We start from the raw sequence: 25,416 nt of genomic DNA on the forward strand, positions 1-25,416 counted from the left end.
ACTTTGACATTCACTGACCTCGCGATCGACCCCGACATGGTCGACGCTCTGGCGTCGAAGGGGATCCTCGAACCTTTCCCCATCCAGACCCAGACCATCCCCCTCGCCCTCGCCGGCCAAGACATCATCGGCCAGGCCAAGACGGGCACCGGCAAGACCTTCGGCTTCGGCCTCCCGATCATCCAGCGCATCGGCCTCGACCCGGCACCCGGCGTCAAGGTGCTCGTCGTGGTCCCCACCCGCGAGCTCTGCGTCCAGGTGGCCGACGACCTCGAGCTCGCCACGTCGAACCGCGCGACGAAGATCGTCAGCATCTACGGCGGCAAGGCCTACGAGGGCCAGGTCGAACAGCTCAAGGCCGGCGCGCAGATCGTGGTCGGCACTCCCGGGCGCCTCCTCGACCTGGCCGGTCAGCGCCTCCTGAACCTCAAAGAGGTGCAAGAGGTCGTCCTCGACGAGGCCGACAAGATGCTCGACCTGGGGTTCCTGAGCGACATCGAGAAGATCTTCCAGCAGGTGCCCGCCACGCGTCACACCATGCTGTTCTCTGCGACGATGCCCGGCCCGATCGTGGCGCTGGCCCGTCGCTTCATGTCGAAGCCGATCCACATCCGGGCGACCGACCCCGACGAGGGCCTGACCCAGGCGAACATCAAGCACGTCGTCTACCGGGCGCACTCGCTCGACAAGGACGAGGTCATCGCCCGCATCCTGCAGGCCGAGGGTCGCGGCAAGACCGTCGTCTTCACGCGCACCAAGCGTGCCGCCGCCAAGCTCGTCGAAGAGCTGAACGACCGCGGCTTCAACGCGGCCGCCGTGCACGGCGACCTCAACCAGGAGCAGCGCGAGCGCGCCATGGCCGCCTTCAAGGCCGGCAAGAAGGACATCCTCATCGCGACGGACGTCGCGGCGCGAGGCATCGACGTGAACGACGTCACGCACGTGATCAACCACACCGTGCCCGACGACCACGACACCTACCTGCACCGCGCCGGTCGTACGGGCCGTGCGGGCAAGACCGGCATCGCGGTCACCTTCGTCGACTGGGACGACCTGCACAAGTGGGCCCTCATCAACCGGGCCCTCGACATGGGTCAGCCCGAGCCCGTCGAGACCTACTCGTCGAGCCCCCACCTCTTCACCGACCTCGACATCCCCGCCGGCACCAAGGGGCGCCTGCGTGCGACCTCGCTGTCGGCGGTCAAGTCGGGTTCGACCGGCTCGCGCGAGCGCACCGGCGGCCCCCAAGGAGACCAGGGCCGCGGTCGTGGCCGTGGTCGTGGCGACGCCCCCGTCCGCACGTCGGGCGAGCCGTCGGCCACGGGCCGCGGCGCCGCGCAGGCGTCCGACACCGCGGCCCCGGCCGCCGAGGGGGCGGGCGAGGCACCGCGCAAGCGCAGCCGCAACCGCCGCCGCCGGCCCGCGGGCGACTCGTCGTCGCAGCCCCAGGGCTGAGTCCGAGCCACCACGAGACCCCCTCGACGTCCGCGTCGAGGGGGTCTCGTACGTCACGCCCCGGGGCCGAGGAGGCGCCGGTCGCGTCAGCCGCGGACGGGCACCCACCCGGTCGCCGCGTCGACGATCCGCTCGAGTTGCCCGGGGTCGGTGGTGTTCTCGCCCAGCCGGTTCGGCTTGCCGTCGCCGTGGTAGTCGCTCGACCCGGTCACGATGAGGTCGTGCCGTTCGGCGAGTTCGAGGAGGCGGGCCCGACCGGCGGGCGTGTTCTCGCGGTGGTCGACCTCGACGCCGAGCAGGCCGGCGTCGACGAGCGCCTCGAAGCCCTCGCTCGACACGTTGGGCTCGCGGCCCCGGGTGGCCGGGTGGGCGATCACGGGGACTCCCCCGGCCTCGCGGATCAAGCGGACCCCGATCAACGGGCTCGGTGCCTCGTGCGGCTCGTAGTACCCGGACCGCCAGTGCAGGATGCCCGCGAAGGCGGCGCTGCGGTCGGGGGCGTAGCCCTTGGCGACGAGGGCGTCGGCGATGTGCGGCCTGCCGAGGGTCGCGCCCGAGCTGGCCTGCGCGAGCACGTCGCCCCAGGTGAGGTCGTAGTCGGCGGCGATGCGCTCGACGATGCGTTCGGCCCGGTGCAGCCGGCTGTCGCGCAGGCGGGCCGTCTCGGCCACGAGTCCGGGGTGCGTCGGGTCGAAGAGGTAGCCGAGCATGTGCACGCTGTTCAGCCCGAGGCGGGTGCTGAGCTCCATGCCGGGCACGAGCGTCAGACCCGTGCCCACCGCGGCGGCCGACGCCTCGGCCCAGCCCGCCGTGCTGTCGTGGTCGGTCAGGGCGACCGTGTCGAGTCCCGCCCGGACCGCCGAGGCGACGAGGTCGGCCGGGGTCTCGGTGCCGTCCGACACGCTCGAGTGAGTGTGCAGGTCGACCAGGCGCGTGGGCATCCTCCCATCGTAGGCGGCGCGCATCCGAGCCGACCGTGCGGTGGCCGACCGGCGCCAGCCGTCCCTTAGGCTCCAAGGGCCATGATCCGTCGTCTCGTCGCCCTCGTCATCGTCCTCGCGGTCGCCGCCGCACTGCTGGTCGCCCTCTGGCCCCAGGCCGTCGGCCTGCAGCGCACGTTGCCGGTCAGCCAGGTGGTGTCCTTCCGACTCGTGGCCGCCGCCGTGGCCGTCGTCCTGATGGTGCTGTTGCTCGTGCTCGGTCTCGTCGCGCGCCCGATCCGGTCGCTGACGGCCAGCGCGGCCGTGCTGCTGCTGGTCTTCGGCGCCCTCTCGGCAGGCGTCGTGACGGCGCGGGGGCTCGGTCGCACCGACTTCGTGGAGAAGACCCCGACCGACCTCACGGTCCTGTCGTGGAACACGCTCGGCGCGGCCACCGGGGCCGACGCCGTCGTCGCCCTCGCCACCGAGGTCGGCGCCGACGTCATCGCCCTGCCCGAGACCCGACAGGAGGTCGGCGTCGCCGTGGCCGAGGCGATGGGTGCGGCCGGCAAGCCGATGTGGGTCCACACGGTCGCGTACGACGAGGTCGCGAGCGGCCGGTCGACGACCCTGCTCATCAGCGCGGCGCTCGGCGACTACCAGGTCGAGATCGGCGGCGACGGCGTGACCGACGACCGGACGACCCCGGTGCTGCCGACGGTGGTCGCGACCCCCGTCTCGGGCGAGGGGCCGACGATCGTCGCCGCCCACCCCGTCTCGCCCACCCCCGACCACATGGACCAGTGGCGGGCCGGGCTCGGCTACCTGGCGGACGTCTGCCGCTCGGGTGACGTCGTCATGGCCGGCGACTTCAACGCCACGCTCGACCACCTCGCCGGCCTCGGCTCCGACGGCGGCGACCTCGGCGCCTGCCGCGACGCGGCCGCGGCGACGGCCAACGCCGGGGTCGGCACCTGGCCGACCGACGTGCCCCCGCTGCTCGGCGCACCGATCGACCACGTCATGGCCACCGACCAGTGGCTGACCACGGGTTTCCGCGTGGTGACCGACCTCGACGACGCCGGCAGCGACCACCGGCCCGTCGTCGCACAGCTCAGCCGCACCGGAGCCTGACCCTCCGACTGGGCGTGACGCCCGTTCAGCGGGACAATGGGGGCATGGCTGATCAGAAGGCGCCGCGCGCGACCACCAACCGCTCCACCACCCCCGGGTCGGACACGTTCAAGGACTACATCTCGTCGCAGTGGGCCGACCGCCCCGACGTGCTGCCCGAGCCGCGCGAACAGGCGCCCTTCGCCGCCGACCGTCGCGCCCGCCTGTCGGCGCTGCACCCCGGCACCCGTCTCGTCGTGCCGGCCGGTTCGGCGAAGGTCCGCTCGAACGACTGCGACTACCCCTTCCGCGCCCACTCGGCCTTCTCGCACCTGACCGGCTGGGGCTCCGACACGGTGCCCGGCTCGGTGCTCGTGCTCGAGCCCACCGCCGACGGTCACGAGGCCACCCTCTACCTGCGCGCGAGCGCCGGGCGTGACTCCGACGAGTTCTACGCCAACCCCGAGATCGGCGAGTTCTGGATCGGTGCCCGCCCCTCGCTCACCCAGGTCGCCGCCGACCTGGGCCTCGCGACCCGCGACCTCGCCGACTTCGAGGCCGTCGTCAGCACGACCGACGCCGAGACCCTCGTCGTCCGTGACGCCGACCCCGACCTGACCCGCCGCCTCGACGCCGTGGTCGAGGCCGCCGCCGAACGGTCCCCCGTCACCGCGTCCACCGGCGACGCCGAGGGTGCCGACGCCGAGGGCTCCCCCGCGCGCGCGACGTCGGCCGACCTCGCCCGCGACCTGAGCGAGCTCCGACTCGTCAAGGACGCCTACGAGGTCGCCCAGATGCGCGAGGCCGTCACGGTCACCGGCAAGGGCTTCACCGACGTGATCGCCGACTTCGACGACATCGTCGCCCACCCGCGCGGCGAACGCCTCGTCGAGGGCACGTTCAACCGCCGTGCCCGGGCCGACGGCAACACGGTCGGCTACGACACCATCGCGGCCTCGGGCGAGCACGCCTGCGTCCTGCACTGGACGCGCAACGACGGCGTCGTCCGTGACGGCGACCTCATCCTGATCGACGCGGGCATCGAGCTCGACAGCCTGTACACGGCCGACATCACGCGCACGCTCCCGGTGTCGGGGCGGTTCACCGACGTGCAGCGCCTCGTCTACGAGGCCGTGCTCGAGGCGGCCGACGCCGCGTTCGCGATCGTCCGCCCGGGCATCGCCTTCCGCGAGATCCACGCGACGGCCATGAAGGTCATCGCCGAGCGCACGGCCGAGTGGGGCTTCCTGCCGGTCTCGGCCGACGAGTCGCTGCAGCCCGACCACCAGTACCACCGTCGCTACATGGTCCACGGCACGAGCCACCACCTCGGCATCGACGTGCACGACTGCGCCGCCGCCCGCCGCGACCTCTACCTCGACGGGGTGCTCGAGCCCGGCATGGTGTTCACGATCGAACCGGGCCTGTACTTCCAGCCCGACGACCTGACCGTGCCCGAGGAGTTCCGGGGCATCGGCGTCCGCATCGAGGACGACATCCTGGTCACCGCCGACGGGGCCGAGAACCTCTCGGTCGGCATCCCGCGCTCGGTCGCCGACGTCGAGGCGTGGATCTCGCGCGACTGACCCGAGACGAGCGAGGGCCCCGGGTGCGACGCACCCGGGGCCCTCGGTCCGTGTCCGACGTGATCAGCCGACCGGCGTCACGGTCGGCCGGTCGAGCCGCCCGACCGTGACGCCTCGTCGGTGTCGGTGTCGGCGTCGGCGTCGGCGTCGGACTCGTCCTCGGCGGGCGAGGCGTCCCGTCGGCGTCCCGTGACGATCGCGATCGCGACGCCGGCCGCGGCCAGCACGACGATGGCGACGGCGATGCCGATGACGAGACCGGCGTTCACCGAGCCCGACTCGGGCGCGGCGGCGGACGTCGCCCCGGAGTCGTCACCCGGGGTGGCCAGGGTCGTCATCTCGGGCTCGGGCGACGCCGACGGCGAGGCCGCGTCGGTCCCGTCGGCGGTGGGTGCCTCGGTGGCGCCACCCGCGCCTCCCGAGCCTGCCGTGCCGTCGCACGCGGGGCGGGTCGCTGAACCGGATGCCTCGGTCGCGCCCGCCGCGGGGGCGTAGGTGAACGGGACGGCGTCCGACACGGTGTGACCGTCGGCCGAGACCGCCTGGTAGGTCATCGTGTAGTCGCCGGCGGCACCGAGCGCGACGCCGGTCGTCAGGGTCGGACCCGACGTGGTCGAGCAGCCGTCCTCGTAGTGCAGACCCGAGGCGTCGGTCACCTCGAGCACGTTCGAGCTGCCGGTGCCCGAGAGGTCGAGGATGACGTCGTTGAAGGTGATGGACACCGTCGCCGGTGCCGCGTCGACGGTCGACCCGGCGGAGGGGCTGCTGCTCACCACGTAGTCGTGGGCCGAGGCCGACCCCGCGGGCGCCAGGGCGAGTGCCGCGGTCGCCGCGCCGAGCCCGACCACCGCGAGGACCCCGAGGAGGCGCGGTGCCCGCCGGCGCGCGGGCGTCACGCGTCCACCCCGCCACGGCTCGTGCCGCCGGTCGCCGTCGCCCGGGGCCGACGGGTCAGCGCCACGACCGAGACCACGAGGGCGAGGGCGCCGAGGGCGAGACCGCCGATGCCGAGGCCGATCGAGAGCGGACCGACGGTGCCGTCGCCCGCACCGGACGCCGAGTCGTCCGACGTGCCGACCCCGGCGGTCGTCGCGTCGTCGTCCGAGGAGTGGCCGGCGTGCTCGTCGGTCGGCGGGGCGTCGTTCACGTACAGCGTGGGCGCGGGGTGCTCCGGCTCCTCGCCGGAGGCCGGCGTCGCGTCGGCCCAGTCGACGACGGTGCCGTCCGAGTACCGCTGGTGGGTGGGCAGCGCGATCGACCCGGTGTCGGGCACGGCTCCGGCCGACACGACGAACTGCTGGAACTGCCCGGGAGCGATCTGCGTGTCGCCCTCGGCCGTCCAGGTCACCTGCGTGGGCGCCTCGGTGATCGTCGTGCCGTCGAGGTCGACCGGCTCGGGCAGCGTGCTCGTGGTCACCTCGGTCGTCCAGCCCGGCGTCGGCTGGTACGACACCGACGTGAACGGGGTGTCGGTGGGCAGGTCGACGACGACGCCGACGGTGCCGGCGGTCGCCGACTCGTTCGGCACCTTGAAGGTGAGCGTGGCGTACGAGCCGGCGTCGGCCTGGCCGGGCTCGACGTGGACGTGGGCCGACGCCGCGAGGGGCGCGGCCAGGGCGAGGAGCGCGGCGGCCCCGAGGGCGGCGGCCGACCGGGCGACGACGGCGGTCGGTCGTCGGGTGGTGGTGGATGCGGAAGGGATGCGGTGGTTCACGGTTCTGGTCCTTCGGATCGCCGAGGCGATCGGTCTGCGGTGCATGACGAGGGGCCCGACGGCGCGACGTGCGCTCGACGGGTGGGACGTCGACGGAAGTCGACGGGGTGGGTGTCAGGCAGGGCAGGGCGGGCCGCGACGGGGCAGGGCCGTGAGGTGTCGTCGCCCCGGTGGGCGCGCGAGGACGCCCGTGGGGCGGGGCGCGCGGCGGACGACCGTGGAGTCCGGGCGCTGCCCGGTGATCAGGAGGCGCGCCACGGTCAGCCCGCGGACGGCCAGTCGGACGAGGCCCCACGCGGCGCCTTCACCCCGCCGCAGCGCGACGATCGTGACGACCGCGGCCAGGGCGTGGGCCAGCCACATCGCCGGACCGCCCATCACCATGCCCGGCGCGACGCCGCCCGACGCCGCCCCGTCGGCGGCGGCCGAGACTACGAGTGCGGTGTGGTGGCCGCCCGAGGCCGAGGCCCCGCCGACGTCCGACGCCCCGAGGGAGAAGAGCAGGTGGAACGCGACCTGGCTGAGGGCGACCGCGACCGCGAGCCGCACGGTCGAGAGGTGCACGCCCGCCAGGGCGATCGAGACCGGCACTGCCACGGCGAGCGCGAGGACGACCCCCAGCAGGCCCGGCTGCATGCCGCCACCGGCCACGTGCGAGAAGGCCGCGACGACCGTGGACGCCCCGGCCGTCAGCCAGCCCCGCGCGAAGCGCTCGGCGCGGGTGGCCGTCGTGGTGGGGTCGTGGCGTGCCATGTCGACACCAGGGTACGTCAGCGGCGCGAGGTCTCGGGACGGGCGAGGATCTCGCGCGCCTGCCCGGAGACCTCGGGGTCGACCACGATCTGGTAGTTCGAGGCGAGGACCTGGTGGGTCGAGGTGAAGTCCCGACGACGTCGGGTGATCGCGAAGCTGACGATGCCGTAGAGCATGCCGAAGCCCGCACCGAGCAGGGCGGCCGCGCCGACCGTCGCCGCGGTGGCGGTCTCGGTCGCGAAGACGAGCATGACGAGTCCGAAGAAGACGCCGAGCCACAGGCCCGTGACGGCGCCCGCCAGCGCGGCACGGCCGTAGCTCAGCCGTCCGGTGACCCGCTCGACGGTCTTGAGGTCGTTGCCGATGATGGCCAGGCGCTTGATCGGGAACTCGGCCTGCGACAGACGGTCGACCACGCGCTGGGCGTCGGGATACGTGTCGTAGGTGCCGAGGACGTCGCCCCGCGGCAGGGTGGGCACCAGCGGCGGACGTCGCCCCACGGGGCCCGGGTTCGTCATCAGGCCATTAAACACGGTGCCCCCGCCGAGCCCCCGACGGCGGCGGCGGCGCGAGCGACTAAATTGGACGCGTGAGTGCAACCAGAGTCTTCGTCGCCCGGCTGGCCGGTTGCTCCGTCTTCGACCCCGCCGGCGACAAGGTCGGCAAGGTCCGCGACGTGCTCGTGGTCTACCGCCGCTCGGGCGCACCCCGCGTGGTGGGCCTCGTCGTCGAGGTCCCCGGCAAGCGACGCGTCTTCGTCGGCATCGGCCGCGTGACGAGCATCGGCTCGGGTCAGATCATCACCAACGGGGTCATCACGTTGCGTCGCTTCGAACAACGGGGCGGCGAGACCAGGGTCATCGCCGACCTGCTCGGCCGCCGGGTGTCGTTCCGGCACGGCGGCGGTCACGCGACCATCGAGGACGTCGCGATCGACGAGGTGAGCGAGGGCGACTGGGAGGTCGGCCAGCTCTTCCTGCGCAAGCCGAAGGCGTCACCGTCACCGTTCGTCAAGGCACCGACGGCGTTCGCCGCGTGGGACGACGTCGTCGAAGAGTCGGGCCCGGGCGAGTCGCAGAGCGCCGAGCACCTCATCGCGGCGTACTCCGACCTGGTGCCCGCCGACCTCGCGAACACGCTGCTCGACCTGACGCCCGAGCGACGGCTCGAGGTGGCCGGCGAGCTGTCGGACGACCGCCTCGCCGACGTGCTCGAAGAACTGCCCGAGGCCGAGCAGGTCGAGATCTTCACCGGCCTCGACGACCACCGGGCCGCGAGCGTCCTCGACCAGATGCAGCCCGACGACGCCGCCGACCTCATCGCCCAGCTGCCCGACGAGCGCACCGAACAGCTGCTGACGCTGATGGAGCCCGACGAGGCCGACGACGTGCGCATGCTGCTCAGCTACGACTCCGACACGGCCGGCGGCCTGATGACGACCGAGCCGGTCATCGTGTCGGCCGACGCGACCGTGGCCGAGGGGCTCGCGTTGATCCGCCGCCACGAGCTGGCCCCGGCCCTCGGTGCCGCCGTCTGCGTCGTCCTGCCGCCCTACGAACCCCCCACCGGCAGGTTCCTCGGCATGGTGCACTTCCAGCGGATGCTCCGCTACCCGCCCAACGAACGCCTCGGCACGATCCTCGACCAGACGACCGAACCGGTGCGCGTCGACGCGACGGCCCTCGAGGTGACCCGGGTCATGGCCACCTACAACCTCGTCTCGGTGCCCGTGGTCGACTCCGCCCACCGACTGGTCGGGGTGGTCACGATCGACGACGTCCTCGACCACGTGCTGCCGGACGACTGGCGCAGTCAAGACCCCGACCAGCCGCTGACCGCCACCCGATCGCGTGGTCGCGTCCGCCGCCCCGCGATCGGCCAGGCCACGAGGAGCGACGATGGCACGCGATAACCGCAACGACGTCCGCCTCGACGCCCCGAAGGGCCTGCGCACCCGGGTGCTGCCCGGACGCAAGCGCGTGAGCAGCGACCGGTTCGGCCGCGCCACCGAGTCGATCGCCCGCGGCATGGGCACCCCGTACTTCCTGATCGCGTTGACCCTCTTCTGCGTCGTCTGGATGATCTACAACACGGTCGCCCCCGAGGGCATCCGGTTCGACAGCGCCGCCATCGGCTTCACCGCGCTGACGCTGATCCTGTCGCTGCAGGCGTCCTACGCCGCCCCGCTCATCCTGCTCGCACAGAACCGTCAGGACGACCGCGACCGCGTGCAGTTCGAACAGGACCGCCAACGCGCCGAGCGCAACCTCGCCGACACCGAGTACCTCGCCCGTGAGGTCGTCGCCCTCCGCATCGCCATCCGCGACATGGCCAGCAAGGACTTCATCCGAGCCGAACTGCGGTCGCTGCTCGACGAGCTCGACCGACGCGACGACGGCGACGGCTCCGCCGCCGAGCCGGCCCGCGCCTCCTCGTCGTCCGCACGGCGTGACGCCCGGCACGACGGCCACCGTGGCTGAGCCGGTCACGCCCGACCGCCCGTCCGCCCCGACGCCCGACGACGTGCGTCGCGCGCTCGGTCGCGTGCTCGACCCCGAGATCCGCAAGCCCGTCACCGAGCTCGACATGATCGGCGACGTCGTCGTCGGCCCGGGAGGCGCGGCCACGGTGGGCGTCAAGCTCACGATCGTGGGCTGCCCCGCCGCCGACACCATCGAGCGCGACGTCCGCGAGGCGACCGCCTCGGTGCCGGGCGTCACGGACGTCACCGTCGACGTGACGGTGATGACCAAGGACGAGCGGCACGCCCTCACCGAGAAGCTGCGGGCCGGGCGGGCCGCCCGGGGCATGCAGTTCGGCCCCGAGACGTTGACCCGGGTCTACGCCGTGACCAGCGGCAAGGGGGGTGTCGGCAAGTCCACCGTCACCGCGAACCTCGCCGTCGCGCTGGCGGCCCGCGGCCTCGCCGTCGGCATCGTCGACGCCGACGTCTACGGCTTCAGCATCCCCGGGCTGCTCGGTCTCGTCGGCCCCGACGGCGCCTCGGTCAAGCCGACGCGGGTCGACGACATGATCCTGCCCCCGGTCGCGCACGGCGTGAAGGTCATCTCGATCGGCATGTTCGTCGAGGACGCCTCGACGGCCGTCGCCTGGCGGGGGCCGATGCTGCACCGGACGATCCAGCAGTTCTTGACCGACGTGTACTTCGGCGACCTCGACGTGCTGCTGCTCGACCTGCCGCCCGGCACGGGCGACGTCGCCATCTCGGTGGGGCAGCTGCTGCCGCACGCCGAGGTGCTCGTGGTCACGACGCCCCAGCCCGCCGCCGCCGACGTCGCCGAACGCAGCGGCCTCGTGGCCCGTCAGACCGGCCAGCGCCTGCTCGGCGTCGTCGAGAACATGGCGGGACTGCCGCAGGCGGACGGCAGCGTCCTCGAGCTCTTCGGCTCGGGTGGCGGTGCCGAGACGGCTCGACGCCTGTCGGCGGGGCAGGAGGCCGAGGTGCCGCTGCTCGCGAGCCTGCCGCTCAGCCTGGGCCTGCGGCAGGGCGGAGACGACGGCGTGCCCGTCGTCGTCGCGTCCCCCGGCGACCCCGCGGCGGCCGCGATCGACGCGCTGGCGGGCAGCCTGGCCGTCCGGGCCCGGGGCCTGGCCGGCCGCAAGCTGGGGCTCAGCGTCAGCTGACCCGGCTCGCTGCCGCCTGACCGTGGGCGCCGGGTCCGGACGTGCAGAAAGGGCACCTCGCGCGGCGAGGTGCCCTTTCGTCACAGCGTCCGGCCCGGAGGGCCCTGACGTGCTCGTGCCGCACCCCAGCACAGGGGCGGCACACGCGACGGTGGCTCGCTCAGGAGGGAGACGAGCCGGCCGACGCGGAGTCGACTACGACCAGCGGTTGTAGGTCTTGGTCGGGATGGCCCGGAAGCCGTCACGGGCGACCGAGACGAGCGAGCCGGCGATGCCGACGACGGCGGCGATGACGAGGACGATGATTCCGGTGAGCATGATGCACTCTTTTCTGGCGCGGGTGGACGCGCGGTTCTGCGTGGTGTGATGGGATTCGCCACCGAGCCCGGGACCAGGTCGACCGGAGCTCGGGAGCGCTACGGCGCGCTCCGGGGACTCTTCAATGATGCGCCCGACGAAGCGTTAGATCAATCTCACGTTTCTACCGAAACAGAGTAGTTTTGCTACATGGATGTCAAGCGCCTCGAACTGCTCAGGGAGCTCGCCGAACGCGGCAGCGTGGCCGCCGTCGCGCGGGCCACGCACCGCACCCCGAGCGCCGTCTCGCAGCAGTTGAAGGTGCTCGAGCGCGAGGCCGGGGTCGCCCTCACCGAACGCGTCGGCCGCGGCATCGTGCTCACGGGTTCGGGACGCGTGCTCGCGCAGACGGCGACCGACGTGGCGGTGGCCCTCGAGCGCGCCCAGGCCGTCTGGGACGACTTCGTGGCGACCCCCCAGGGCGAGGTCACCCTCGCGACCTTCCCCACCGGCGGGCAGATGCTGCTGCCCGGCCTGCTGCGGACGGTGGCCGAGACGCCGGGCCTCGTCGTCGTCGCGAGCGACCACGACCCGTCGATCCGCGAGTTCCCCGAACTGGCCGCCGACCACGACGTCGTGATCGCGCACTCGTCCGACGACAAGCCCTGGCCGGGTCGAGGCCTAGTCACGGTGCCGCTGCTCACCGAGCCCCTCGACATCGCGCTGCCGGCCGACCACCGCCTCGCCGGACGCGCCTCGCTCGCGCCCGGCGATCTCGAGGGCGAGAACTGGATCGGCGTGCCGCACGACTTCCCGTTCGAGTGGGTCTACCGCGAGATCGAGCGCGTGACCGGCAGCCCCGTGCGGGTCGCCCAGCGCTTCAGCGACACCAAGGTGACGGAGTCGCTCGTCGGGGCCGGTCTCGGCATCGCCGTGCTGCCCCGCTTCACGGCCAGGGACGCCCGCGACGACATGGTGCTCATCCCCCTCGAGAGCATCCGGGCCGTGCGGTGGGTGTCGGCCCTGCTGCGACGCGACCGGGCCGAGCGCCCGTCGGTCCGCCGGGTGGTCGACGCCCTGCGAGCCGAGGCCTCACGCGTCGCGGCCGTCCACGGCGGCGTCTGAGCGGACGCCACCTCGCCGCGCGTTCCCGCCACCGTCAGGAGGCGCGCCCACGCGACCGGGTCGGGTCGCCCCGTCACCGGGTCGTGTCGTCCCTCTACCGGGTCAGGTCGCCTCGGAGTCGTACGGCGGCACCTCGCCCACGGCGAGGGGCACGACCGACCCCGACGACCGGCCGCCGGGCAACCCCGCGGACACCGCCGCGGCCGCGGCACCGGCGGTCGCCATGCTCGGAGCCGAGGGCTTCGGAGCACCGTCGGGCCCGTCGAGCAACGCGTCACGGATGATGCGACGCGGGTCGTACTGGCGGGGGTCGAGCTTCTGCCACTCGACGTCGTCGAACTCGGGGCCCATCTCGTCGCGCATGCGGGTCTTCGCCCCGTCGGCCATGTCGCGCACCGTGCGGACGAGCTGGGCGAGCTTCGAGGCGTAACCGGGCAGGCGTTCGGGCCCGAGCAGGAAGACCGCGAGCACACCGATGATGAGCAGCTTGTCGAACGTCAGACCGAACATGGACACGCATGCAGACTAACCGGTGACGACTCGGGGAACCCCCTAGAGTTGGCCTTTCGAGGAGTGGGTGTGTCGCAGATAGAGTCAAGTTGGAAGTTCGCGGAAGAACTCGTCACCGAGAGCGACGCCATCGCCGAAGCTCGACAGCACTCGCTCGAGGTCGGGGTCGAGGCCGTCTCGTCGGCGGTCGGTGCCCAGCTGGCCGTCGTGGCGGCCGCCTCGAACGCGACGTCGATCATCGAGGTCGGCACGGGCCTGGGCGTCAGCGGCCTCTGGCTGCTGTCCGGCGCACCCGGGGCCGTCCTGACGACCATCGACCGTGAGATCGAGCACCAGCAGGCCGCTCGCGACGCCTACCTGCGGGCGGGCGTGCCGGCCGGTCGGTTCCGCCTCATCGCCGGCCACGCCACCGACGTGCTGCCGCGGATGAACGAGAACTCGTACGACATCGTCTTCGTGGACGCCGACCCCGGGTCGGTCATCGAGTACGTCGAACACGGCCTGAGGCTGGCCCGCCCCGGGGGCATCGTGCTCGTCGCCCATGCGCTCTGGCACGGCAAGGTGGCCAACCCGGCCGTCCGCGACCCCACGACGACGGGGTTCCGGACGTTGCTCACCGAGGTCTCGACGTCACCCGCCGTGATCAGTTCGCTCTCGACCGCCGGCGACGGCCTGCTCTCGCTCGTCAAGCGCTGAGCGCCGTTCCGGCGTCTGCGCCGGACGCCCCTCGCAGGCCCGGACGCCCCTCGCAGGCCCGGACGCACGGACGCCCCGCCCGTCGCAGGTGCGACGGGCGGGGCGTCCGGGGTTGTTAAGGAGGTGGCCGACTAGGCGTTCACGACGCCGGCGAGGGCGTCGTGCAACTCTTTGGCTTCGTCGTCGTTGACCGACACCACGAGGCGCCCCCCACCCTCGAGCGGGACACGCACGATGATGAGACGACCCTCCTTAACGGCCTCCATAGGCCCGTCGCCGGTCCTCGGCTTCATGGCTGCCATCAGATAGTCCCCTTTCGCGAGTTGCTGGTCCTATTATCCGTGATTTCTTGCCCTCGACCTAAACGACCGCCCCCGACCGCCGATCACGGTGGCGTCCAGTCGTACCCGTTCACCCACCAGCAGTAGTAGAGCCACACCCACTGGCCCGCCAGGAAGGCCGCCACGACCAGGGCCCGGTAGACCTTCGACCGCGGCACCGCGAGCACGCCCAGCAGGGGGAACAACGGCATCAGGAGCCGCCAGGTGCTGGACTGCGGGAAGAACACGGCGAGCAGGTAGAGCGCGTAGGCGACCCCCCACAGCCGCAGGTCGACGCTGGTCCGACGTGCCCAGGGCGAGAGGATCAGGGCGGCGAAGGCGAGCACGGCCACGGCGAGCAGGGCGATGCCGGAACCACCCGGAAACCACCAGTTCGCCCCGTCGACCCACGGGGTGAAGGGCACGAGCGGCCCGTAGCCGATGTACGGCGCCCGCCAGGCGAGCTCGGTCTCGGTGTAGGCCCCCGGCACGCCCGTCACGGCCCCGGCGACCACGAGCCAGGCGACGCCGAGGACGGCCGTGGCGCCGGCCGAGACCGCCACCCGCACGCGCTCGCGCGTCGGGAAGGGGTCGTCGTACCGGTGCCACCAGCGCAGCAGTCCGTGCAGTCCGATCGCCAGGGCCAGGGGCAGCGCCCCGGGTCGGGTGAACGACATCACGAGCACGACGGGCAGCATCGCCAGGTACTGCCGTCGGACGAGCATCAGCAGGCTCGCGCACAGCAGCAGCAGGAACATGGACTCGGCGTAGGCCACCTGCAGCAGGGGCGAGAGCGGGGCGACGCAGAACAGCACGACGGCGAAGAGCGAGGTCGACTCCGACAGCGAGTGGCGCATCAGACGGTAGAAGACCAGCGCGGTGGCGGCCGCGCAGGCGACCGACACGACGACCGCCAGGGTGGCGAACGGCAGCCCCGTCAGGGCCATGAGACCGCGGACGACGAACGGGTAGGCGGGCATGAACGCCCAGGCGTTCTCGCCCACGTGGCCGTCGGCCGTCACCGGCAGGTCGCTCGGGTACCCGACCACGGCGATGATGTAGTACCAGTGGCCGTCCCAGATGGTGGCGAAGCTGCCGTAGTCGGGGCCGGCGAGCGTCCAGGCGTTCGCCTGCTGCGCACCCGCGAAGGTCAGCAGCGCCACCGTGCTGAACACCCGCGACAGCGCGAAGACGACCAGCACCCTGGCCCACCAGGGTGTCAGCCGGTAGCGCAGCATCAGCCGCCACGACCACGACGTCGGGCGTCGTGGGTCGCGACGAGGCGGCGGGGACGAGGAGGCGCGACCCACCTCGTCGACGGTCAGGCCGTCAGCCACGCCCGCAGTCCGCGCTCGTTCTCGAGGATCTGCTGCACGGGCACCCGCTCGTCGTCGTGGTGGGCGAGCATCGGGTCGCCGGGTCCGTAGTTGACGGCCGGGACACCCAGCGCCGAGAAGCGGGCGACGTCCGTCCAGCCGTACTTGGGCTTCGCCTCGCCGCCGACCGCCTTCAGGAACTGCTGCGCCAGGGGCGCGTCGAGGCCGGGCCGGGCGCCCGGCGCGAGGTCGACGATCGTGACGTCGAAGCCCTCGAAGAGCTCGCGCACGTGCGCGACCGCCTCGTCGGCGCTGCGGCTCGGCGCGAACCGGTAGTTCACGTGGACCATGCACTCGTCGGGTATGACGTTGCCGGCCACGCCGCCGGTGATCCCGACGGCGTTGAGGCCCTCGCGGTAGACGAGGCCGTCGACCTCGACCTCGCGCGCCTCGTAGGCGGCCAGGACGTCGAGGATCGGTGCGGCCCGGTGGATGGCGTTGTCGCCCACCCACGACCGGGCGCTGTGCGACCGGGCGCCGAAGGTGCGGATCTCGGCACGGAGGTTGCCGTTGCAACCGCCCTCGACCCCGCTGTTGCTCGGCTCGCCCAACACGGCGAAGTCACCCGCCAGCAGGTCGGGCCGCAGGCGGGCGAGCCGCCCCAGGCCGTTCAGCGCGTCGGAGACCTCCTCGTGGTCGTACCAGACCCACGTCACGTCGACGTTCGGCTCGGTCAGCTCGACCGCGAGCCGCAGGTGCACGGCGCAGCCGGCCTTCATGTCGACGGTCCCCCGACCCCAGAGGTACTCGACGCCGCCGTCGGTCTCGTGGCGGGTGGGCACGTTGTCGTTGATCGGCACCGTGTCGACGTGGCCGGCGACGACGACCCGCGAGGCCCGACCCAGCTGCGTCCGGGCGACGATCGCGTCCCCGTCGCGGAAGAGGTCGAGGTGGTCGCACCCCTCGAGGGTGGCCCAGATCTCGTCGGCGATCGTGCGCTCGTCGCCCGACTCGGAACGGATGTCGCAGAGCTGCCTCGTGACGTCGACGGGCGAGACGGAGAGGTCGATCGGTGCCATGCGGGCGAGTTTACGGGCCGACGGCCCGGGTCGCCTCCGAGCCGGGTCGTCGGCGGCTGCCGATACGCTCGGTCCATGACCTCCGACGCCACCGCCACCGCCCCGACCCACGCCTACGGGTACGGCCTCGCGACCGTCTCGCACGACGGCACCACCCTCGACGCCTGGTTCCCCTCCCCCCGGCTCGGCACGCTGCCCGCCGACCGCGACCCCGAGATCGCCCCGGCCGAGCTGGCCGACGCGGCCGGCCCCGACGAGCGCCGTGCCGTCGAGCTCGTCCCGGTGACCGTCGAGGTCGACCTGAGCGCGCCTCCTGCGTCCACCCCCGACGCGTACCTGCGCCTGCACCTGCTCAGCCACCTGCTCGTGAAGCCCAACTCGATCAACCTCGACGGCCTCTTCGGACACCTGCCGATCGTCACGTGGACGAACGCCGGGCCCGTGCACCCCGACGACTTCGCGCGGCTGCGTCCGTCGCTTCAGCGTGCGGGCATCGTCGCGACCGGCATCGACAAGTTCCCGCGCATGCTCGACTACGTGTCGCCCGACCGCGTCCGCATCGCCGACGCGTCGCGCGTGCGCCTGGGCGCGCACCTGGCACCGGGCACCACGGTCATGCACGAGGGGTTCGTCAACTTCAACGCGGGCACGGTGGGCTCGTCGATGGTCGAAGGGCGCATCTCGCAGGGCGTCGTCGTGGGTGACGGGTCCGACATCGGCGGCGGCGCGTCGATCATGGGCACCCTGTCCGGCGGCGGCACCCAGCGCGTCACCATCGGTGCCCGCGCCCTGCTCGGCGCGAACGCCGGCATCGGCATCTCGATCGGCGACGACACCGTCGTCGAGGCCGGCCTCTACGTCACGGCCGGCACCAAGGTCGTCGTCGTCGGCGGCACCCCGACCAACGACGGCTCGCCCCAGACCGTCAAGGCGGTCGAGCTCTCCGGTCAGCCCGGTCTGCTCTTCCGCCGCAACTCGCTGACCGGTGCCGTCGAGGTGCTCCCCCGCAAGGGCCACGGCATCACCCTGAACTCGCAGCTGCACGCCTAGGCCCGGCTCCCGTCGGCCGAGGCCGAGGCCGCTCGGTGCCCGAACGACAGAAGACGGGCACGACTCCAGGAGTGATCCTGGCGCCGTGCCCGTCTCCTGGCGTCGTAGCCGGATGGCCCGGCGGGCCGACGGCCTAGCGCTGCGGCCAGTCGCGCTCGGTGGCGCCCAGGTACAACTGCTGCGGGCGGCCGATCTTGGTCGTGGGGTCGGTGTTCATCTCGCGCCAGTGGGCGATCCACCCGGGCAGCCGCCCGATGGCGAAGAGCACCGTGAACATGCGCGGCGGGAACCCCATCGCCTTGTAGATGACCCCGGTGTAGAAGTCGACGTTCGGGTAGAGCTTGCGCTCGACGAAGTAGTCGTCGGCGAGGGCGATGCCCTCGAGCTCCATCGCGATGTCGAGCAGGTCGTCCTTCACGCCGAGCGACTCGAGCACCTCGGTGGCGCTCTCCTTGACCAGCTTGGCGCGCGGATCGTAGTTCTTGTAGACGCGGTGACCGAAGCCCATCAGCTTGACGCCCGCTTCTTTGTTCTTGACGCGCTCGACGAAGCGCTCGACGCCCTGACCGCTGTCGCGGATCTCGGCGAGCATCTTCAGCACCGCCTCGTTGGCCCCGCCGTGCAACGGCCCGTACAGGGCGCTGATGCCGGCCGAGATCGACGAGAACATGTTGGCCTGGGTCGAGCCGACCAGGCGCACGGTCGAGGTCGAGGCGTTCTGCTCGTGGTCCTCGTGCAAGATCAGGAGGCGCTCGAGCGCCTTCGACAGCACCGGGTTCACCTCGTACGGTTCGGCCATCGTGCCGAAGTTCAGCTTGAGGAAGTTGTCGACGAAGCTGAGCGAGTTGTCCGGGTAGAGGAAGGCCTGGCCGAGGCTCTTCTTGTGCGCGTAGGCGGCGATGACCGGCAGCTTCGCCAGCAGTCGCACCGTCTGCAGCTCGACCTGCTCGGGGTCGTGGACGCTCATGCTGTCTTCGTAGAACGTCGACAGGGCGCCGACCGCGCTCGAGAGCACCGACATCGGGTGCGCGTTGTGCGGCAGGGCGTCGAAGAAGCGTCGCAGGTCTTCGTGCAGCAGCGTGTGCCGCCGGATGCGCGCGTCGAAGTCGGCGAGCTGGTCGGGGGTGGGCAGTTCGCCGTAGATCAACAGCCAGGCGGTCTCGAGGTAGGTCGAGTTCGCGGCGACTTGTTCGATCGGGTAGCCCCGGTAGCGCAGGATGCCCTGGTCACCATCGATGTAGGTGATCGTGCTGCGGGCGTTGGAGGTGTTCACGAAACCCGTGTCGAGGGTCGTGTAACCGGTCTGCTTGGTGAACGTCGAGATGTCGATCGACGAGGCACCCTCGGTGCTCGCGACGATCGGGAACTCGGCTGTTCCCCCCGGGAACTGCAGCGTGGCCTTCTGGGCGTCGTTGGCAGTGTCAGTCACCCGATCAGCCTAGCGGTCAGCTGCCGAGACGCTCCACGGCGGCGTCGACGCGCTCGTCGGTCGTCGTGAGGGCGACGCGCACGTGGCGGTCGCCGGCCGGCCCGTAGAACGACCCCGGAGCGACGAGCACCCCGCGGTCGGCGAGCCACGCCACGGTCGACCAGGCGTCCTCGTCGCGGGTGGCCCAGAGGTAGAGCCCGGCCTCGCTGCGGTCGATGCGGAACCCGGCCCCCTCGAGGGCGGTCAGGAGGCGCGTCCGCCGGACCGCGTAGCGCTGCTTCTGCTCGGCCACGTGCGCCTCGTCGGCCAGGGCGACGACCATCGCCTGCTGGACCGGCGCGGGCGGCATGAGGCCCGCGTGCTTCCGCACGGCGAGCAACTGGCCGAGGACGTGGTCGCAGCCGGCCACGAAGCCCGCGCGGTACCCGGCGAGGTTGGACTGCTTGCTGAGCGAGTAGACCGAGACGACGCCCCGGAGGTCGTCGCCGACCACGCGCCGGTCGAGGATGCAGGGCGTGGGCCGGTCGGCCCAGTCGCCCGTCCACCCGAGTTCGGCGTAGCACTCGTCGCCGGCGATCACGGCGCCGAGTTCGCGCGCCCGGGCGACGGCGGCCCGCAGGGCCTCGACGCCGAGCACGGCCCCGTCGGGGTTGCCCGGGCTGTTCAGCCAGACCAGCTTCGTCGAGGCGGGCCACTCGGCCGGGTCGTCGGACGCGAGGGCGGTCGCGCCGACGAGAGCCGCCCCGAGGGCGTAGGTCGGGTACGCGTTCGTCGGGTAGACCACCGTGTCGCCCGGGCCGATGCCGAGCCAGAGCGCCATGCCCGCGATGAGCTCTTTCGAACCGATGGTCGGCAGGACGTTCTCGTCACCGAGGCCCGCGACGCCCCGACGGCGCGCGTACCACTCGGCGATCGCCGAGCGGAGCGCCGGCGTGCCGGCGACCTGGGGGTACGAGTGCGCATCCGTCGCGACGGCCAGGGCCTCGCGGACCACGTCGGGCGTCGGGTCGACCGGCGAGCCGACGCTGAGGTCGACGATGCCACCGGGGTGACGCCGGGCGGTCGCCGCGTACGGCACGAGGGCGTCCCAGGGGAACTCGGGCAGGTCGAGCGCCACGGAAGTCGACCTAGGCGCCGGCGCCCTGAGGGGGCAGCGCCGAGATCACGGGGTGGTCCTTCGCGATGACACCGACCTTGGCCGCGCCGCCGGGCGAGCCGATCTCGTCGAAGAACTCGACGTTGGCCTTGTAGTACTCGGCCCACTTGTCGGGCAGGTCGTCTTCGTAGTAGATGGCCTCGACCGGGCACACGGGCTCGCACGCACCGCAGTCGACGCATTCGTCGGGGTGGATGTAGAGCGAGCGTTCGCCCTCGTAGATGCAGTCGACGGGGCATTCGTCGATGCAGGCACGGTCTTTGACATCGACACAGGGCAGTGCGATCACGTACGTCACGTCTGGGGTGTTCCCTTCGCGTCGGGCAGGGCGTCCAGCCTATCGCCTGCCGGCTGCGCCCCGACCGAGGAGGCGCGGGTCGCGTCGCCGGGAGGCGTCACGCCCCCTCCGCCGCCGCCCCGCAGGCGCGGCCATCCGAGCACGAGCGTGACGGCCACGACGACCCCCACGAGCCAGACGTAGGCGGGCGTGTTGGCGGGCAGCAGCACCGATCCCCCCGGGCTGGCCTGCCAGAGCACGACGAGCGTGCCGACGAGCCCGACGGCGGCCACGCCCGCCACCGCGCGCGAGCCGAACAGGGAGCGGAGCCCGGCGAGCAGCGCCAGGCTCATCAGGAGCGCGAGCACGAGCCCCGACCAGAGGGGCACGCCGCCGACGGTGATCGTCGACTGGTGCATGACGGTGCCGATCGCGCCGAACACCGCCCCCGCGGCGAGGGCCAGCACGAGGGCCGCGACGCGGCCGCCCGTCGTCATGCGCGCCATCTCGGAGGCACCCTCGTCGACGACCGGCTCGGGCACGAAGCGGAACGACTCGCGGAGCGTCACGGGCTCGACGGCACCGTGGGGGAACCGGATGCCGGCCCGCCCCCCCGGCAGGTCGACCACCTCGACCTGGCTGCGGTGGTCGCGCAACGCGGCGAGCTTGCGCGGCGCGACGTGACGCGCGTCCATCGTGACCACGGTGTCGTCGTCGGCCAGGGCCTCGGCCTCGACTCCCTCGGCCGCCTCGGCGCCGGCCACGATCGCGAAGTAGGGCACGCCGACGAGTCGGGCGGCCCGGACGGCGACCCGGTTGGCCCGCACGTGGTCGGGGTGGTGGTAGCCGCCGTCCTCGTCGTAGCCGACGATCGCCGTGGGGCGGACGGACTGCACGACGGCGGACAGGTCGCTGACGACCTCGCCGAACTCGGCGGCGCAGAACGCCGCGGGGTGCAGGTCGGGAGTGGGCCCGGCGACGCCGTCGGAGCGCCACACCATGCCGCTGTCGCGGTAGGCGCGTTCGGGCAGGCCGGCCGTGCGCGCGCCCGCCGAACCCAGGAACCGGTGGTCGTCGACGCCGAGGTCGCGCATCGCGGCGGCGATCTCGCCCTCGCGGTGCACGGCGAGGGCTGCCTGGTCGTCTCGAAGGGCCGCGAGGTCGTCGGGGATCACCTCGCCCAGCTCGCCGCGCGTGCAGGTCACGACCGTCACGCCCGCCCCCGCCTCGACCAGGGCGGCGATCGTGCCACCCGTGGTGATGGTCTCGTCGTCGGGGTGGGCGTGGACGAAGAGCACGCGCTCGAGCCGCGGGTCGCCGGCGGTCGAGGGCGACGCGGACGTCGGCGAGGCGGAGGAGTTCATCACTGGACAGGATATGCCGAGCCGCACTACTGTCGTCCTGGCTCAGGGTGCCCTAAGTGAGGTTAGCCTAACCATACCGACGCGTTCGGTGGGTTCGGTGCCTCCGCGTCGGGGCCGCCCCGCGCCTCCCGTTCCTGCTCGACGACGAGCTCCGCTCCCCTTCCGAGAAAGCCGTCACCGTGCTCGCGAACTACCTCATCGGACTCCGAGAGGGCCTCGAGGCCGCCCTCGTGGTCGGCATCCTCGTCGCCTACGTCGTCCGGGTCGGCCGTCGCGACGTGCTCCCCCGCCTCTGGCTGGGCGTGGGCGCCGCCGTCGTGCTGTCGCTCGGCATCGGTGCCGTCCTGACCTTCGGCACGTACGGCCTGACCTTCCAGGCACAGGAGGTCATCGGCGGCGGACTCTCGATCGTCGCCGTCGGGTTCGTCACCTGGATGGTCTTCTGGATGGCCCGCACCGCGCGGGGCCTGCGGGGCGAGCTCGAAACGGGCCTCGAGCGCGCCCTCGTCGGCGGGGCCTGGGCCGTCGTGGCCCTGGCGTTCCTCTCAGTCGGGCGCGAGGGGATCGAGACCGCCCTCTTCGTCTGGGCGACGGTGCAGTCCACCGGCGGCGGCGCCGCGCCCCTGGTCGGGGCCGTGCTGGGCATCCTGACCGCGGTGGCGATCCAGCTCGCGATCTACCACGGCGTCGTGCGCCTCGACGTCGCGCGGTTCTTCCGGGTCACCGGGTGCTTCCTCGTCGTCGTGGCCGCCGGCGTCCTCGCCTACGGGGTCGGCGACCTGCAGGAGGCGTCCGTGCTGCCGGGCCGCGCCTCCCTGGCCTTCGACGTCAGCGCGGCCGTGCCGCCGACCAGCTGGTACGGCACGCTGCTGCAGGGCCTCGTCAACTTCACGCCGACGCCGAGCCGACTGCAGGTCGTCGTCTGGCTCGCGTACCTCGCCGTCGTCGTGCCGCTCTTCGTGCGCTCGACCCGGAGACGCCGACCCGGCCCCGCCGACGTGGCGGGTGCGTCGGACGCGTCGGGCGAGTCCTCGACGGTCGCCCCGGCGACGCCGGACCACCGCGCGCCCGCCCTCTCGACCACCCCGTCCCCCCGCAGCACAGGAGCACCTCGATGACCGCCAGCCCCCTCCGCCCCCTCGCCGCCGCCTCGGGTGCCGCCGCCCTCGTGCTGGCCCTGACCGGCTGCGTCGCGAACGCCCCCGCGGGGTCGTCCGCGGCCACCGCCGTGACCGTGGAGGGGTCCGACGACACGTGTCGGCTCTCGACGACGACGGTGCCGAGCGGCCCGGTGACCTTCACCATGACCAACACGGGCAGCGACAACAGCGAGTTCGAGCTGCTCGCCGAGGACGGCCTGCGCATCGTCAGCGAGAAGGAGAACATCGGCCCCGGCACGTCGGGCTCGATGACCGTCTCGGTCCCGGCCGGCGACTACTACACCGCCTGCGTGCCGGGGCTCGTGGGCGAAGGCGTGCGCGCCTCCTTCACGGTGACCGACTCGGGCACCGCCGTCGAGCCGACCGGCAGCGAGAAGCAGCAGGTCGACGCGGCGGCGACCGCCTACCTGGGCTACGTCGAGGACCAGACCGGGCAGCTCGTCACGGCCACCGACGAGTTCCTCGCCGCGTACACCGCCGGCGACGACGAGAGGGCCCGGTCGCTCTACCCGTCGGCTCGGGCGCACTACGAGCGCATCGAGCCCGTGGCCGAGTCGTTCGGCGACCTCGACCCGAAGATCGACTTCCGCGAGGCCGACGTCGAACCCGGCACCGAGTGGACGGGCTGGCACCGCATCGAGAAGGACCTCTGGCAACCCACGGCGGCCGAGAACGGAGGCGCGGCGTACGTCCCCCTGACGGCCGACGAGCGCGCGCACTACGCCGGTCTGCTCACCAGCGACACGAAGGACCTGTACGACGAGGTCACGGCGAGCGACTTCACCCTCGGCATCGACACGATCGCCAACGGCGCGGTCGGCCTGATGGACGAGGTCGCCACCGGCAAGATCACCGGCGAGGAGGAGATCTGGTCGCACACCGACCTCTACGACTTCCAGGGCAACCTCGAGGGCGCGCGGGTGGCGTTCGACGGGGTGCGCGACGTGGTCGACCGGAAGGACCCCGAGCTGGCGACCGAGATCGACACCCAACTGACGAAGGTCGAGACGCTGCTCGCGGGCCACGGCAGCCTCGACGCGGGCTACCCCTCGTACACCGAGCTGACCGACTCCGACAAGAGGAAGCTGTCGGACGCCGTCAACGCCCTCAGCGAGCCGCTGAGCAGGCTGACCTCGGCGCTGGTCGCCTGACCGTGACGGACGGAGGCGGCCTCTCGCGCCGCGGTCTGCTGGGGCTCGTCGGCACGGGCGTCGGGGCGGGGGTGCTCGGACTCGGCGTCGGGGTCGGCACCGACCGCGCCGTGCAGGCGCACGCCGAGGGGTCGTCGGGCGCGTCCGCCTCGTACCCGTTCTTCGGCGGCCACCAGTCGGGCATCGTGACCGCCGCCCAGGACCGCCTGCACTTCGCGTCGTTCGACGTCGGGGACGGCATCACGCGTGCCGAGCTCGTCGAGCTGCTGCAGGACTGGAGCCACGCGGCCTCTCGCCTGACCGCCGGGCTCGACGTGAGCCCCACCGGCGCGACGGGCGGCGAGTTGCTGGCCCCACCCGACGACACGGGCGAGGCCTCGGGCCTGCCCGCGGCCGGGCTGACGATCACGATCGGCTTCGGGCCGACCCTGTTCACGACAGCCGACGGCACCGACCGCTTCGGGCTCGCCTCGAAGCGGCCGCCGGCCCTCGTCGACCTGCCCCACTTCCCGGGCGACCAGCTCGTGGCGGCCGCGAGCGGAGGCGACCTCTGCGTCCAGGCCTGCAGCGACGACCCGCAGGTCGCGGTGCACGCGATCCGGAACCTCTCGCGGATCGCCTTCGGCCGCGCCTCCCTGCGGTGGTCGCAGCTGGGCTTCGGCCGCACCTCGTCGACGACCCGCGGTCAGACGACGCCGCGCAACCTCTTCGGGTTCAAGGACGGCACGGCCAACGTCAAGGCCGAGGACGTCGCCGCGGTGGCGGACGGCGTCTGGGCGACCGCGTCGGACGGCGCCGGGTGGATGGACGGCGGCTCGTACCTCGTCGCGCGGAAGATCCGCATGACCATCGAGACGTGGGACCGTGCCTCGCTCGGCGAGCAGCAGACGGTCGTCGGCCGCGACAAGGGCGAGGGGGCCCCGCTGTCGGGCGGCACCGAGTTCACGGCCCCGGACTTCACCGCAGCCGCCGCGACCGGCACGGGGCCGGCGATCGCGCCCGACTCGCACGTCGCCCTCGCCCACCCGCAGAACAACGACGGGGCGACCCTGTTGCGCCGGGGCTACAACTTCGTCGACGGCAACGACGAATTCGGCCGACTGGCCGCCGGGCTGTTCTTCATCGCGTTCAACCGCGACCCGCGGCGGCAGTACGTGCCGATCCAGCAGGCGCTGTCACGGAACGACCGGATGAACGAGTACGTCACGCACGTCGGCTCGGCGATCTTCGCCGTGCCGCCGGGGGCCTCGCAGGGCGGCTGGGTGGGCGAGATGCTCTTCGCGTGAGCCGCGGACCTCGC

At 72.6% G+C, this 25,416-nt stretch carries 26 protein-coding genes; 12 read left to right on the top strand and 14 right to left on the bottom strand.

Annotation, left to right across the window (positions count from 1 at the left end; all coding sequences use genetic code 11):
• The first annotated feature begins 3 nt into the window (after positions 1-3).
• Positions 4-1,455 (top strand): DEAD/DEAH box helicase, encoded by a 1,452-nt coding sequence (locus ABID81_RS03980; protein WP_354593525.1) that lies wholly within the window; start codon positions 4-6, stop codon positions 1,453-1,455.
• Positions 1,456-1,541: 86 nt separating this feature from the next.
• Here ABID81_RS03980 and ABID81_RS03985 read toward each other — a convergent pair whose 3' ends face one another.
• Positions 1,542-2,396, bottom strand: a complete 855-nt coding sequence (locus ABID81_RS03985) for a PHP domain-containing protein (protein WP_354593526.1) — start codon at positions 2,394-2,396, stop codon at positions 1,542-1,544.
• 81 nt (positions 2,397-2,477) lie between these two features.
• Here ABID81_RS03985 and ABID81_RS03990 point away from each other — a divergent pair, with 81 nt between their 5' ends.
• Both ABID81_RS03990 and ABID81_RS03995 read left to right on the top strand, forming a co-directional pair.
• A complete protein-coding gene (locus tag ABID81_RS03990) occupies positions 2,478-3,509 on the top strand; it encodes an endonuclease/exonuclease/phosphatase family protein (RefSeq protein ID WP_354593527.1) in 1,032 nt (343 codons plus the stop codon).
• A 44-nt stretch (positions 3,510-3,553) separates the two neighbouring features.
• Positions 3,554-5,074, top strand: a complete 1,521-nt coding sequence (locus ABID81_RS03995) for an aminopeptidase P family protein (RefSeq protein WP_354593528.1) — start codon at positions 3,554-3,556, stop codon at positions 5,072-5,074.
• A 77-nt stretch (positions 5,075-5,151) separates the two neighbouring features.
• Here ABID81_RS03995 and ABID81_RS04000 read toward each other — a convergent pair whose 3' ends face one another.
• From ABID81_RS04000 to ABID81_RS04015, 4 genes are all read right to left on the bottom strand, one after another.
• Positions 5,152-5,970, bottom strand: a complete 819-nt coding sequence (locus tag ABID81_RS04000; RefSeq protein ID WP_354593529.1) for a copper resistance CopC family protein — start codon at positions 5,968-5,970, stop codon at positions 5,152-5,154.
• Positions 5,967-6,788 (bottom strand): YcnI family copper-binding membrane protein, encoded by an 822-nt coding sequence (locus ABID81_RS04005; protein WP_502915173.1) that lies wholly within the window; start codon positions 6,786-6,788, stop codon positions 5,967-5,969. The genes ABID81_RS04000 and ABID81_RS04005 overlap by 4 nt, the downstream gene beginning before the upstream one ends.
• A gap of 114 nt (positions 6,789-6,902) precedes the next feature.
• A complete protein-coding gene (locus ABID81_RS04010) occupies positions 6,903-7,541 on the bottom strand; it encodes a hypothetical protein (RefSeq protein ID WP_354593530.1) in 639 nt (212 codons plus the stop codon).
• A gap of 17 nt (positions 7,542-7,558) precedes the next feature.
• Complete coding sequence (locus tag ABID81_RS04015; protein WP_354593531.1) at positions 7,559-8,059, bottom strand: YflT domain-containing protein; 501 nt, start codon at positions 8,057-8,059, stop codon at positions 7,559-7,561.
• 71 nt (positions 8,060-8,130) lie between these two features.
• On the opposite strand from ABID81_RS04015, the gene ABID81_RS04020 reads away from it, so the two are divergent.
• Genes ABID81_RS04020 through ABID81_RS04030 form a run of 3 tightly spaced genes read left to right on the top strand, consistent with a single transcriptional unit; the run spans position 8,131 to position 11,186 of the window.
• On the top strand, positions 8,131-9,453 hold the full coding sequence (locus ABID81_RS04020) for a magnesium transporter MgtE N-terminal domain-containing protein (protein ID WP_354593532.1): 1,323 nt from the start codon (positions 8,131-8,133) through the stop codon (positions 9,451-9,453).
• The gene (locus ABID81_RS04025; protein ID WP_354593533.1) at positions 9,440-10,021 is read left to right on the top strand and encodes a DUF1003 domain-containing protein; all 582 of its coding nucleotides are present in this window, start codon (positions 9,440-9,442) and stop codon (positions 10,019-10,021) included. The genes ABID81_RS04020 and ABID81_RS04025 overlap by 14 nt, the downstream gene beginning before the upstream one ends.
• Positions 10,014-11,186 carry a P-loop NTPase gene (locus tag ABID81_RS04030; protein ID WP_354593534.1) on the top strand — a complete coding sequence of 391 codons (1,173 nt, stop codon included), beginning with the start codon at positions 10,014-10,016 and terminating at the stop codon, positions 11,184-11,186. Before ABID81_RS04025 ends, ABID81_RS04030 begins: the two co-directional genes overlap by 8 nt.
• 195 nt (positions 11,187-11,381) lie before the next feature.
• Here ABID81_RS04030 and ABID81_RS04035 read toward each other — a convergent pair whose 3' ends face one another.
• Positions 11,382-11,504: a hypothetical protein gene (locus ABID81_RS04035; protein ID WP_255349746.1), complete on the bottom strand. Its 123-nt coding sequence runs from the start codon at positions 11,502-11,504 to the stop codon at positions 11,382-11,384.
• Between the two features lie 189 nt (positions 11,505-11,693).
• Here ABID81_RS04035 and ABID81_RS04040 point away from each other — a divergent pair, with 189 nt between their 5' ends.
• The gene (locus tag ABID81_RS04040) at positions 11,694-12,608 is read left to right on the top strand and encodes a LysR family transcriptional regulator (RefSeq protein WP_354593535.1); all 915 of its coding nucleotides are present in this window, start codon (positions 11,694-11,696) and stop codon (positions 12,606-12,608) included.
• Between the two features lie 102 nt (positions 12,609-12,710).
• Here the strand turns inward: ABID81_RS04040 and ABID81_RS04045 are convergent, their stop codons facing one another.
• The gene (locus ABID81_RS04045; RefSeq protein WP_354593819.1) at positions 12,711-13,118 is read right to left on the bottom strand and encodes a twin-arginine translocase TatA/TatE family subunit; all 408 of its coding nucleotides are present in this window, start codon (positions 13,116-13,118) and stop codon (positions 12,711-12,713) included.
• 69 nt (positions 13,119-13,187) lie between these two features.
• Between ABID81_RS04045 and ABID81_RS04050 the strand changes: the two genes are divergently transcribed.
• Entirely contained in the window at positions 13,188-13,814 is a 627-nt protein-coding gene (locus ABID81_RS04050) for an O-methyltransferase (RefSeq protein WP_354593536.1), read from the top strand.
• A gap of 131 nt (positions 13,815-13,945) precedes the next feature.
• Here the strand turns inward: ABID81_RS04050 and ABID81_RS04055 are convergent, their stop codons facing one another.
• The 3 genes from ABID81_RS04055 to dapE form a co-directional block, all read right to left on the bottom strand.
• Positions 13,946-14,116 carry a DUF3117 domain-containing protein gene (locus ABID81_RS04055; protein WP_082486829.1) on the bottom strand — a complete coding sequence of 57 codons (171 nt, stop codon included), beginning with the start codon at positions 14,114-14,116 and terminating at the stop codon, positions 13,946-13,948.
• Between the two features lie 83 nt (positions 14,117-14,199).
• Entirely contained in the window at positions 14,200-15,471 is a 1,272-nt protein-coding gene (locus ABID81_RS04060; RefSeq protein ID WP_354593537.1) for a hypothetical protein, read from the bottom strand.
• On the bottom strand, positions 15,456-16,529 hold the full coding sequence (gene dapE / locus ABID81_RS04065) for a succinyl-diaminopimelate desuccinylase (RefSeq protein WP_354593538.1): 1,074 nt from the start codon (positions 16,527-16,529) through the stop codon (positions 15,456-15,458). Before dapE ends, ABID81_RS04060 begins: the two co-directional genes overlap by 16 nt.
• 75 nt (positions 16,530-16,604) lie before the next feature.
• Here dapE and dapD point away from each other — a divergent pair, with 75 nt between their 5' ends.
• The gene (gene dapD, locus ABID81_RS04070; RefSeq protein WP_354593539.1) at positions 16,605-17,579 is read left to right on the top strand and encodes a 2,3,4,5-tetrahydropyridine-2,6-dicarboxylate N-succinyltransferase; all 975 of its coding nucleotides are present in this window, start codon (positions 16,605-16,607) and stop codon (positions 17,577-17,579) included.
• A gap of 133 nt (positions 17,580-17,712) precedes the next feature.
• On the opposite strand, the gene ABID81_RS04075 is transcribed toward dapD, so the two are convergent.
• The 4 genes from ABID81_RS04075 to ABID81_RS04090 are packed head-to-tail and all read right to left on the bottom strand — an operon-like array spanning position 17,713 to position 21,805.
• Entirely contained in the window at positions 17,713-19,008 is a 1,296-nt protein-coding gene (locus ABID81_RS04075) for a citrate synthase (protein WP_082486828.1), read from the bottom strand.
• Positions 19,009-19,024: 16 nt separating this feature from the next.
• Entirely contained in the window at positions 19,025-20,125 is a 1,101-nt protein-coding gene (dapC, locus tag ABID81_RS04080) for a succinyldiaminopimelate transaminase (RefSeq protein ID WP_354593540.1), read from the bottom strand.
• Between the two features lie 10 nt (positions 20,126-20,135).
• Positions 20,136-20,462 carry a ferredoxin gene (fdxA, locus tag ABID81_RS04085; protein ID WP_043595461.1) on the bottom strand — a complete coding sequence of 109 codons (327 nt, stop codon included), beginning with the start codon at positions 20,460-20,462 and terminating at the stop codon, positions 20,136-20,138.
• The gene (locus ABID81_RS04090; RefSeq protein WP_354593541.1) at positions 20,459-21,805 is read right to left on the bottom strand and encodes a PIG-L family deacetylase; all 1,347 of its coding nucleotides are present in this window, start codon (positions 21,803-21,805) and stop codon (positions 20,459-20,461) included. The genes fdxA and ABID81_RS04090 overlap by 4 nt, the downstream gene beginning before the upstream one ends.
• 179 nt (positions 21,806-21,984) lie before the next feature.
• On the opposite strand from ABID81_RS04090, the gene efeU reads away from it, so the two are divergent.
• Genes efeU through efeB form a run of 3 tightly spaced genes read left to right on the top strand, consistent with a single transcriptional unit; the run spans position 21,985 to position 25,402 of the window.
• Complete coding sequence (efeU, locus tag ABID81_RS04095; protein ID WP_354593542.1) at positions 21,985-22,923, top strand: iron uptake transporter permease EfeU; 939 nt, start codon at positions 21,985-21,987, stop codon at positions 22,921-22,923.
• A complete protein-coding gene (efeO, locus tag ABID81_RS04100; protein ID WP_354593543.1) occupies positions 22,920-24,116 on the top strand; it encodes an iron uptake system protein EfeO in 1,197 nt (398 codons plus the stop codon). Before efeU ends, efeO begins: the two co-directional genes overlap by 4 nt.
• The gene (efeB, locus tag ABID81_RS04105) at positions 24,113-25,402 is read left to right on the top strand and encodes an iron uptake transporter deferrochelatase/peroxidase subunit (RefSeq protein WP_502915179.1); all 1,290 of its coding nucleotides are present in this window, start codon (positions 24,113-24,115) and stop codon (positions 25,400-25,402) included. Before efeO ends, efeB begins: the two co-directional genes overlap by 4 nt.
• Positions 25,403-25,416: the final 14 nt, after the last annotated feature.

The organism is Frigoribacterium sp. PvP054, from assembly GCF_040547465.1.
Classification (GTDB): Bacteria; Actinomycetota; Actinomycetes; order Actinomycetales; family Microbacteriaceae; genus Frigoribacterium.

Bases quoted from the DNA above. Each gene is read 5' to 3' on its own strand.
- ABID81_RS03985 (WP_354593526.1), bottom strand. From the start codon at position 2,396: ATGCCCACGCGCCTGGTCGACCTGCACACTCACTCGAGCGTGTCGGAC.
- ABID81_RS03990 (WP_354593527.1), top strand. From the start codon at position 2,478: ATGATCCGTCGTCTCGTCGCCCTCGTCATCGTCCTCGCGGTCGCCGCC.
- ABID81_RS03995 (WP_354593528.1), top strand. From the start codon at position 3,554: ATGGCTGATCAGAAGGCGCCGCGCGCGACCACCAACCGCTCCACCACC.
- ABID81_RS04010 (WP_354593530.1), bottom strand. From the start codon at position 7,541: ATGGCACGCCACGACCCCACCACGACGGCCACCCGCGCCGAGCGCTTC.
- ABID81_RS04015 (WP_354593531.1), bottom strand. From the start codon at position 8,059: ATGACGAACCCGGGCCCCGTGGGGCGACGTCCGCCGCTGGTGCCCACC.
- ABID81_RS04025 (WP_354593533.1), top strand. From the start codon at position 9,440: ATGGCACGCGATAACCGCAACGACGTCCGCCTCGACGCCCCGAAGGGC.
- ABID81_RS04035 (WP_255349746.1), bottom strand. From the start codon at position 11,504: ATGCTCACCGGAATCATCGTCCTCGTCATCGCCGCCGTCGTCGGCATC.
- ABID81_RS04040 (WP_354593535.1), top strand. From the start codon at position 11,694: ATGGATGTCAAGCGCCTCGAACTGCTCAGGGAGCTCGCCGAACGCGGC.
- ABID81_RS04045 (WP_354593819.1), bottom strand. From the start codon at position 13,118: ATGTTCGGTCTGACGTTCGACAAGCTGCTCATCATCGGTGTGCTCGCG.
- ABID81_RS04055 (WP_082486829.1), bottom strand. From the start codon at position 14,116: ATGGCAGCCATGAAGCCGAGGACCGGCGACGGGCCTATGGAGGCCGTT.
- dapE (WP_354593538.1), bottom strand. From the start codon at position 16,529: ATGGCACCGATCGACCTCTCCGTCTCGCCCGTCGACGTCACGAGGCAG.
- dapD (WP_354593539.1), top strand. From the start codon at position 16,605: ATGACCTCCGACGCCACCGCCACCGCCCCGACCCACGCCTACGGGTAC.
- ABID81_RS04090 (WP_354593541.1), bottom strand. From the start codon at position 21,805: ATGAACTCCTCCGCCTCGCCGACGTCCGCGTCGCCCTCGACCGCCGGC.
- efeO (WP_354593543.1), top strand. From the start codon at position 22,920: ATGACCGCCAGCCCCCTCCGCCCCCTCGCCGCCGCCTCGGGTGCCGCC.